Source organism: Baekduia sp., from assembly GCF_035318805.1.
Lineage (GTDB): Bacteria > Actinomycetota > Thermoleophilia > Solirubrobacterales > Solirubrobacteraceae > Baekduia.
In genome coordinates this window covers 61,902-70,568 of the sequence record NZ_DATHDY010000041.1, presented here as the reverse complement: position 1 = coordinate 70,568, position 8,667 = coordinate 61,902, and the positions used below count along the sequence as shown (strand labels likewise).

The 8,667-nt window shown below is 72.3% G+C and carries 9 protein-coding genes; 7 read left to right on the top strand and 2 right to left on the bottom strand.

Annotation, left to right across the window (positions count from 1 at the left end):
- The 6 genes from VK501_RS09755 to VK501_RS09730 form a co-directional block, all read left to right on the top strand.
- The coding region (locus tag VK501_RS09755; RefSeq protein ID WP_324337079.1) for a thiamine pyrophosphate-dependent enzyme at positions 1-439 on the top strand (439 nt) is incomplete at its 5' end.
- Complete coding sequence (locus tag VK501_RS09750) at positions 414-1,082, top strand: TetR/AcrR family transcriptional regulator (protein WP_324337077.1); 669 nt, start codon at positions 414-416, stop codon at positions 1,080-1,082. The genes VK501_RS09755 and VK501_RS09750, both read left to right, overlap by 26 nt.
- A 33-nt stretch (positions 1,083-1,115) precedes the next feature.
- Positions 1,116-1,961: an oxygenase MpaB family protein gene (locus tag VK501_RS09745; RefSeq protein ID WP_324337075.1), complete on the top strand. Its 846-nt coding sequence runs from the start codon at positions 1,116-1,118 to the stop codon at positions 1,959-1,961.
- 97 nt (positions 1,962-2,058) lie between these two features.
- Entirely contained in the window at positions 2,059-3,546 is a 1,488-nt protein-coding gene (locus VK501_RS09740; RefSeq protein ID WP_324337073.1) for an NAD-dependent succinate-semialdehyde dehydrogenase, read from the top strand.
- A gap of 52 nt (positions 3,547-3,598) precedes the next feature.
- Positions 3,599-4,363, top strand: a complete 765-nt coding sequence (locus VK501_RS09735) for a cyclase family protein (RefSeq protein WP_324337071.1) — start codon at positions 3,599-3,601, stop codon at positions 4,361-4,363.
- A gap of 2 nt (positions 4,364-4,365) precedes the next feature.
- A complete protein-coding gene (locus tag VK501_RS09730) occupies positions 4,366-6,249 on the top strand; it encodes a glycoside hydrolase family 2 protein (protein ID WP_324337068.1) in 1,884 nt (627 codons plus the stop codon).
- 76 nt (positions 6,250-6,325) lie between these two features.
- Here the strand turns inward: VK501_RS09730 and VK501_RS09725 are convergent, their stop codons facing one another.
- Positions 6,326-6,493: a hypothetical protein gene (locus tag VK501_RS09725; protein WP_324337067.1), complete on the bottom strand. Its 168-nt coding sequence runs from the start codon at positions 6,491-6,493 to the stop codon at positions 6,326-6,328.
- 126 nt (positions 6,494-6,619) lie between these two features.
- On the opposite strand from VK501_RS09725, the gene VK501_RS09720 reads away from it, so the two are divergent.
- Positions 6,620-7,228 carry an endonuclease domain-containing protein gene (locus VK501_RS09720; RefSeq protein WP_324337065.1) on the top strand — a complete coding sequence of 203 codons (609 nt, stop codon included), beginning with the start codon at positions 6,620-6,622 and terminating at the stop codon, positions 7,226-7,228.
- Between the two features lie 53 nt (positions 7,229-7,281).
- Here VK501_RS09720 and VK501_RS09715 read toward each other — a convergent pair whose 3' ends face one another.
- Positions 7,282-8,610, bottom strand: a complete 1,329-nt coding sequence (locus VK501_RS09715; RefSeq protein ID WP_324337063.1) for a class II fumarate hydratase — start codon at positions 8,608-8,610, stop codon at positions 7,282-7,284.
- Positions 8,611-8,667 lie beyond the last annotated feature (57 nt).

Genomic DNA, 8,667 nt, shown 5'->3' with positions numbered 1-8,667 from the left:
CAACGGCCTGGCGGGCATGGGCTTCGCCGTGCCGTGCGCGGTCGCCGCCAAGCTCGTGCACCCGGACCGGCGCGTCGTGACGGTCAACGGCGACGGCGGCATCCTGATGAACTTCCAGGAGCTCGAGACCGCGATGCGGCTCAAGACGCCGTTCGTGAACATCGTCTGGGAGAACCGGCAGTTCGGGTCGATCGTCTGGAAGCAGGACAAGAAGTTCGGCGAGCACTTCGGCGTCGACTTCACCAACCCGGACTTCGTCAAGCTCGCCGACGCGTTCGGGATGCCGGCGTGGCGGTGCGAGCGCCCCGACGACTTCGGTCGGCACCTGCAGCACGCGCTGACGCTGGAGCTGCCGTCGCTGATCGTGCTGCCCATCGACTACTCGCTCGACGTCGCACTGGCGGAGGAGCTCGGTGACGCGACGGTCCTCAACACCTGAGCCCGAGGCGGCGGCCGGGCGTCGCTGGGGCGGGACGACGCTGGAGTCGCGCCAGGCGGCGCGCCGCGCGCAGCTCGTGGAGGCCGGCGTCGAGCTGCTCGGGACCGAGGGCGCGGCGGGCGTCACCGTGCGCGCGGTCTGCCGCGCGTCGAAGCTGTCGGAGCGCTACTTCTACGAGTCGTTCGACGGGCGCGACGCGCTCCTGCGCGCCGTCCACGCCCAGGTCGCCGGCGAGGCGCGCGCGGCGATCTCGGCGGCTGTGGCGGCCCACGCCGATGCGGAGGCCGACGAGGCGCTGGCCCACGCGGCCGTCGCCGCGTTCACGGCGTTCCTCGAGGAGGACCCGCGGCGCGGGCGCGTCCTCCTGAGCGAGTCGTTCTCCGACACGGTCCTGGCCCGCCACGACATCGAGCTCGTGCCGACGTTCGCGGCGCTGCTCGTCGCGCAGATCACCGCGCTGCCCGACGCGCCGGACGCGACCGATGCGGAGTTGACCGCCGTCGCGCTGCTCGGCGCGCTGCGCAACCTCTACCTCGCCTGGCTGCTCGGCGAGCCGCCGATCTCGACGGCGCGGCTGAACGCCCACGCCGCCGCGCTGGTCATCGCCGCCGCTCGCGTCAGCTCGCGCGACGCGGTTGATTGACAACGAGCGTTGTCCTCTCCAGACTGGCAACGCATGTTGCCAGTTGGGCCACGACCGCTCGGCCCGGACTCCCTCACGTGGCGGTACTTCGGCGACGCACGGGGCATGCTGCTCATCGTCCGCGCCGGCGTCCTGCAGGCCATGCATCCGGCGATCGACGCGGCGCTGCAGCAGCACTCCGACTTCTTCGACAACCCGTGGAACCGGCTGCTGCGCTCGGCGCCGCCGATCCTCGGCGTCGTCTACGACGGGCCGCGGGCGGGCGAGACCGGCGCGTGGGTGCGCGACCAGCACCGGACGATCAAGGGCACCGACGGGCAGGGCCGCGGCTACCACGCGCTCAGCCCCGACGCCTTCTACTGGGCCCATGCGACGTTCTTCGAGTCGATGATCGCCGGCCAGGCGCTGTTCGGCACCCCGCTGAGCGAGGCAGCGTGCGAGCTGCTCTACGAGGAGTCCGTGGACTGGTACGCGCTATACGGCCTGACGATGCGCCCGGTCCCGCCCGACTACGCCGCGTTCCGCGAGTATTGGGAGCACATGGTCGAGGAGGTGCTCGAGCCGACGGCGGTGGCGGTGGGCTCCTTCGCCACCGCCGCCGATCTCCCGGCGCCGTATCCATGGGTCCCCGGGCCGGCCTGGGCGGCCCTGCGCCCGCTGATCAACCGCGGGCCGTCGTGGATCGCCCGCGGCACGCTGCCCGAACGGGCCCGGATGACGCTCGGGCTCACGTGGTCGGGCGCCGACGAGCGCGCGCTGCGCCTGCTGCTGGCCGGCGTGCGCACGAGCTGGCCGCTCGTCCCGCCGCCGCTGCGCTACATGCCGCGGGCGCGCGCGGCGTTCCGTCGCGAGGCGTCGGCCCTGCGCAACGCGGCGTAGCCGGACGACCCGGTTTCGCCACCGAGGCGCGCCGGGCACGCCGTATGCTCGAAGCCAGAGCAGGCTTTCGAGTACGGCAACCCAGGAGGACCGACACATGGCAGCGACGGCGGACGAGACCCGGGTGGTCGAAGGGGTCAAGACCCAGCTCTTCATCGGCGGGCAGTGGCGCGACGCCTCCGGGGGCGCGACGCTGCCCGTCGAGGACCCGGCCACGGGCGAGATCATCGCCGAGGTCGCCGACGCGACCAACGAGGACGCCGGCGCGGCGCTGGCCGCCGCGACCGAGGCGTTCGCGACGTGGCGCAACGTCGCGCCGCGCGATCGCGCCGACATCCTGCGGCGCGCCTACGACCTGATCCACGCGCGGACCGACGAGCTCGCGCTGCTGATGACGCTCGAGATGGGCAAGCCGGTCAGCGAGTCCAAGGCCGAGATCACCTACGCCAACAACTTCTTCCGCTGGTACTCGGAGGAGGCGGTCCGCATCAACGGCCGCTTCACGGTCAACGAGACCGGCAAGGGCCGGGTGCTGACGCTCAAGCAGCCGGTCGGGCCGTGCGTGTTCATCACGCCGTGGAACTTCCCGCTGGCCATGGGCACCCGCAAGATCGGCCCCGCGCTGGCCGCGGGCTGCACGTGCGTGGTCAAGCCGGCCAAGCAGACGCCGCTGTCGATGCTGGCGCTGGCGCAGATCCTCGAGGAGGCGGGCCTGCCGGGTGGCGTGGTCAACGTCATCACCGCCTCGTCGTCGGGCAAGATCATGCAGCCGCTGATCGAGGACCCGCGCGTGCGCAAGATGTCGTTCACGGGCTCGACGCCGGTCGGCAAGGAGCTCATCCGGCAGTCCGCCGAGCAGGTGCTGAAGGTCTCGATGGAGCTCGGCGGCAACGCGCCGTTCCTCGTGTTCGAGGACGCGGACCTCGACCAGGCCGTCGACGGCGCGTTGCTGGCCAAGATGCGCAACGGCGGCGAGGCGTGCACGAGCGCCAACCGCTTCCACGTCCACGAGTCGATCGCGCAGGAGTTCGCCGGGAAGCTCGCGGCGAAGATCGGCGCGCTGAAGGTCGGGCGCGGCACCGAGGACGGCAACGCGGTGGGGCCGCTGATCGACGACACCCAGCGCCAGAAGGTCTCCGGCCTCGTCGACGACGCCGTCGGCAAGGGCGCCAAGGTGCTGACCGGCGGCAAGGTGCTCGACGGCGCCGGCTACTTCTACGCGCCGACCGTGCTGTCGGAGGTGCCCGACGACGCCGAGCTGCTCAAGGAGGAGATCTTCGGCCCGGTCGCGCCGATCACCACGTTCTCCTCCGACGAGGAGGCGATCGCCAAGGCCAACGACACCGAGTACGGCCTCGTGTCCTACGTCTTCACGACCGACGTCAACCGGGCGTTCAAGGTCATCGAAGCTTTGGAGACCGGCATGATCGGGTTCAACCAGGGCATGGTCTCCAACGCGGGCGCGCCGTTCGGCGGCGTCAAGCAGTCGGGCTTCGGCCGCGAGGGCGGGCCGGAGGGGATCGAGGAGTACCTCGAGACCAAGTACGTGGCGATGAACGCCGGGACGGAGCCCACGCCGCTCTGATCCGGGGTCCGCTGCAGGACAGCGGGCGTCGGCGACGAACTCGGCTTCGCCGATGCCTCGCTTCGTGGACCTCAGCGCACCGATCCAGCCGTCGCCCCGCGAGCTGCCCGATCAGCTGCGCACCGACATCGAGTACGCCGATCACGCCGCGGGCGCCGCGGCGATCGAGGCGCTGCTCGGCGTCGGCCCGGAGCTGCTGCGCGACGGCGAGGGCTGGGCGGTCGAGACCTTCACGCGCTTCGGCACGCACAACTCGACGCACGTCGACGCGCCCTACCACTACAACTCGACGATCGCGGGCCGTCCCGCGCGCCGCATCGACGAGCTGCCGCTGGACTGGTTCTTCGGCCCGGGCGTCGTGCTCGACATGTCGCACAAGGCCGACGGCGACGCGATGACCGCCGCGGAGGCCGAGGCCGCACTGGGCGACGCGCGCCACACGCTGGCGCCGGGCGACATCGTGCTCGTCCGGACGGGCCGCGACGCCTTCTACGCCGAGCCCGACTACATGGTCCGCGGGCCGGGCGTCACCGCCGCGGCCACGCGCTGGCTGCACGAGCGCGGCGTCCGCGTCATGGGTATCGACGCCTGGGGCTGGGACGCGCCGCTGCACCTCCAGGCCGCCGAGGCCAAGGAGCGCGGCGAGGCCGGGATCTTCTGGGCGGCGCACCAGGCCGACCTCGAGTACTGCCAGATCGAGCGGCTCTGCGCGCTGGATCAGCTGCCGCCCAGCGGCTTCCAGGTGTCGGTGTTCCCGCTGCGGATCGTGGGCGGCTCGGCCGCGCCGGCGCGCGCGGTCGCCATCGTCGAGGACTGAGCATGAGCCGCACGGGCACCAGGCTCCTTGTGGCCGGCGCCCTCGGCCTGGCGATGCTGATCGCCGGCGCCGCGGTGGTCGCGGCCGTGTCGTCACGCCCGCGTGGCGAGTCGCTGGTGCCGGCCGCGGCGTACGGCGGGCCCGCGGGCCGGCTGGCGGTCGCCGGGCCGTGGATCCGGGCGCTCGATCCCGGCGACGCCGGCGGCCTGAAGGGCTGGGGCGCGGGTGGCTTCGACGGCGAGCTCGTGACGGTACCCGACGTCGCCAACGCCGCGAAGGTCACCGGCGCGGCGGGGGAGGCCGCCTACCGCGGCGGGATCGCGTGGTACCGCACGACGCTCACCGCGCCGAGCAACGGCTCCTTCGCGCTGCGCTTCGAGTCGGTCCACCACGAGGCGGAGGTGTGGCTGGACGGCCGGCTGCTCGGGACGCACACCGGCGCCTACCTGCCGTTCGAGTTCACGCTGCGCCTGCGCGCGGGCGTGCCGCACCGGCTGGTCGTGCGGGCCGACTACCGCTTCCCGACGCGCCAGAAGCGCGACGGCTGGCACCGCACGTGGTTCAACTACGGCGGGATCAACCGCGAGGTGACGCTCCGGCCGCTGCCGCCCAGCGAGCTCGAGGCGCCGACCCTGCGGACGCGCCTGTCGCGCGGGGCGGCGATCGTCGACGCGTCGGTGGTCGTCCGCAACCGCTCCCGGCGGCCGCGCGACCTCCAGGTGCGCGGCGCGCTGCGCCGCGCGCGCGGCGGGGTCGGCCTCGTCTTCCCCGAGGTCCATCTGGGCGGCGGGGAGCTGCGGCGTGTGAGCACGCGGGTCGTGGTGCAGCGCCCGGCGCTCTGGGCGCCCGGGTCGCCGTCGCTGTACACCATGCACTTGAGCGCCGGACGCGGCGAGGGCGCGTGGGACGAGCGCGTCGGGTTGCGCGAGGTGCGCCGCGTCGGCGGCACGCTGCTGCTCAACGGCAAGCGGCTGCGGTTGCACGGCGCGTCGCTGCACGAGGACGCCGAGGGCCGCGGCGACGCGCTGACCGGTGCCGACATGGACGGCCTCGTGCGCGACCTGCGGGCGATCGGCGCCAACGCGACGCGCGCCCAGCACGCGCTGTCGCCACCGCTGCTGGAGCGGCTGGACCGCGCGGGGATCCTCGTGTGGCAGGGCGTCGGCCCCGTGGACGCGCCCGGCGCCTGGACGTCGAACACCGCGGGGCTCGGCTACGCGGCGCGCGAGCGCGTGCGGGAGACAGTGCGCCAGGAGCAACTGCATCCCTCGGTCATCGCCTGGAACCTCGTCAACGAGATCGCGGGCAACGGCCACGACCTGACCGAGATCGCCTACGTCCGCGACATGGCGCGCGAGCTGCACGAGCGCGACCCCGGCCGCCTGGTCGCCGTCGACCTCTGGGGCGCGCACCCGCCCGCCGTGCCGGGCGCGATCTACCGCGACGTCGACGCGGTCGCGCTGACCAACTACATCGGCTGGTACGAGGGCGCCACCGAGACCAAGGCGCACATCGCCTCGCGCCTGCACGACACTGCGGCCGGCTTCGCCAAGCTCTTCGCGGGCAAGGTGCTGATCGTCTCGGAGTTCGGCGCCGAGGCCAACGCCGGCAACGCCACCGCGGCGCCGGGCGGCTACGGCTTCCAGTCCTGGCTGCTGCGCCGCCACATCGAGACCTACCGCGCGCTACCCCAGCTCTCGGGGATGTTGGTGTGGAACCTGCGCGACTTCGCGGTCGCTCCGTCGTTCGCGGGCGGCTCCATCAAGTCCATCGTCCCCGGCATCCACATCGAACGAGGCCTCAACACCAAGGGCATCTTCGACTACGCCGGCCGGCCGAAGCCGGCGGCGGCCACCGTCCGCCGCGCCTACGCCGGCCTGAACTGAGCGTCCGCTCGCGGACGGGCCGCGCGCCGCGCGGGGGCGAGTTCGAGGTCCGGGTCGCCTCGTGATGGATATGTCATCACGAGGCGACCCGGACCTCCAGATCGGCGAGCTCGCCGCACGGCAGCATGGCCCGGTTGCCCACCGCCAGCTGCGTGCGCTTGGCCTGACACAGCAGCACATCGCCTATCGGCTCGAAGTCGGCCGACTGATTCGGTTCTACCCCGCGGTCTATCTCGTCGGGCATACCGTGCTCCCGCGTGAAGGTCGGTGGGTGGCGGCGGTCTTGGCGGGCGGACGCAACGCGGTGTTGAGCCACGGCGACGCGGCCGCGGCTTGGGGCATCGCCCCGCCACGGGGTCGTCTGATCCACGTGACCACGCCCGCGCGCTCGGGTCGCGTTCCCGACCGTAAGCGCATCCGCCTCCACCGCGTCGGCACCCTCCGCGCCTGGGAGACGACGATCCATGACGGCATACCAACCAGCACGGTCGCGCGCACGCTGCTGGACCTTGCGCCTGCGTTGCGACCTCGGGCGCTCGAGGACGTCATCGCGCAGGCGGATCGCCTGGGGCTCTTCGATCTCGTCGCTGCGCGCCGGTGCGTCGACGAGCATCCTCGGCAGCACGGCGCGCCGGCGCTGCGGCGGGTGCTCGACGACCTCGAAGGCGTGGGCGCGGCGGACCTGCGGAGCACGCTCGAGGTCCGGTTCCTCCAGCTCTGCGACGACCATGGCCTCCCCGCGCCGCACGCGAACGCGTCGGTCGCCGGGTTCATGGTGGACTTCCACTGGCGCGGCACGAAGCTCGTCGTGGAGACCGACGGCTTCACCTATCACTCGACGCCCACCGCGTTCGAGGCCGACCGAGCGCGCGATCAAGCCCTGACGCTCGCCGGCTACACGGTCGTCCGCTTCACCTACAACCAGATCACACGGGAGCCGGAGGGATGCGCGCATCGCCTCCGGCGACTCCTCGCGTGATGCGGGTCGCTTCGTGCTGGACTATCCATCACGAAGCGACCCGGACCGCCCGATCAGGCCTGGTTGCCCGCCGCGATCCGCCGCAGGTCGATCGTGTCGTCGTAGAGCTTGGCGTCGACGCCCTCTTCGAGGGCGACGTCGCGCAACGGCCGCCCCGACTCCGACGCCTTCTTGACGATCGCTGCCGCCGCGTCGTAGCCGATGGCCCCGTTCAACGCCGTCGCCACGGCGAGCGTGCCGCCGGCCGAGGCCTTCGTGCCGGCCCGGTTGACCTCGATGCCGTCGATGCACTTCTCGGCGAACGCGACCGACGTGGTCGCCAGCAGGTGGATCGACTGCAGCAGGTTGCGGGCGATCAGCGGGATGCGGACGTTGAGCTCGAACTGGCCCTGCATGCCGCCGATGGTGATGGCGGTGTCGTTGCCGATGACCTGCGCGGACACCTGCAGCACGACCTCGGGCAGGACCGGGTTGACCTTGCCCGGCATGATCGAGGAGCCCTTCTGCAGCTCGGGCAGGAAGATCTCGCCGATGCCGGCGCGCGGGCCGGAGCCCATCAGCGCGATGTCCTGCGCGATCTTCGTCAGCGACACGGCCACGACCTTCAGCGCGCCCGACAGCTCGACCAGCGCGTCGCGGTTGGCCTGCGCCTCGAACGGATCGGCCGGCGGCGCGATGAGCTTCAACTTGGAGTCCTTCGCCAGGCGCTTGCGCACCTCGGCGGCGAACTTGCGGTGCGTGTTGAGGCCCGTGCCGGTGGCGGTGCCGCCGAGCGGGATCTGGCCGACGTGCACGAGCGCGGACTGGATGCGCTCCTGGCCGAGGCGGATCTGCGCGGCGTAGCCGCCGAACTCCTGGCCGAGGGTGACCGGCACGGCGTCCATGAGGTGCGTGCGGCCGGACTTGACGACGTCCTTGAACTTCTTGGCCTTGCGGTCGAGCGAGCGCTCGAGCTGCTTGAGCGCCGGGAGGAGCTCGTTGGTGGTCTGGTCCAGCGCGGCGAGATGCACGGCCGAGGGGAACACGTCGTTGGACGACTGGCCGAAGTTCACATGGTCATTGGGATGCGCCTTGCCGCCGGTCAGGGCGGAGAGCACCTCGTTGGTGTTCATGTTGGTCGACGTGCCCGAGCCGGTCTGGAAGACGTCGATCGGGAACTGGTCGTCGTGCTCGCCGGCGGCGACGGCCTCGGCCGCTGTGGCGATCTCCTGCGCGAGCGCGGGATCGAGGTTGCCGAGGTCGGCGTTGACCAGGGCGGCGGCGCCCTTGATGCGGCCGAGCCACCGGATCACCGAGACGGGGACCGTCTCGCCGGAGATCGGGAAGTTGTCGACGGCCTTCTTGGTCTCGCCGCCGTACAGCGTCTTCTTCGAGGGGGGCATGACCCCGGAGCCTACGACGCAGCCCCGAGACGCGGGCTCCCGAACGCGCCGCCGAGC

Bases quoted from the DNA above. Each gene is read 5' to 3' on its own strand.
- VK501_RS09745 (WP_324337075.1), top strand. From the start codon at position 1,116: ATGTTGCCAGTTGGGCCACGACCGCTCGGCCCGGACTCCCTCACGTGG.
- VK501_RS09740 (WP_324337073.1), top strand. From the start codon at position 2,059: ATGGCAGCGACGGCGGACGAGACCCGGGTGGTCGAAGGGGTCAAGACC.
- VK501_RS09735 (WP_324337071.1), top strand. From the start codon at position 3,599: ATGCCTCGCTTCGTGGACCTCAGCGCACCGATCCAGCCGTCGCCCCGC.
- VK501_RS09730 (WP_324337068.1), top strand. From the start codon at position 4,366: ATGAGCCGCACGGGCACCAGGCTCCTTGTGGCCGGCGCCCTCGGCCTG.
- VK501_RS09725 (WP_324337067.1), bottom strand. From the start codon at position 6,493: ATGCCCGACGAGATAGACCGCGGGGTAGAACCGAATCAGTCGGCCGAC.
- VK501_RS09715 (WP_324337063.1), bottom strand. From the start codon at position 8,610: ATGCCCCCCTCGAAGAAGACGCTGTACGGCGGCGAGACCAAGAAGGCC.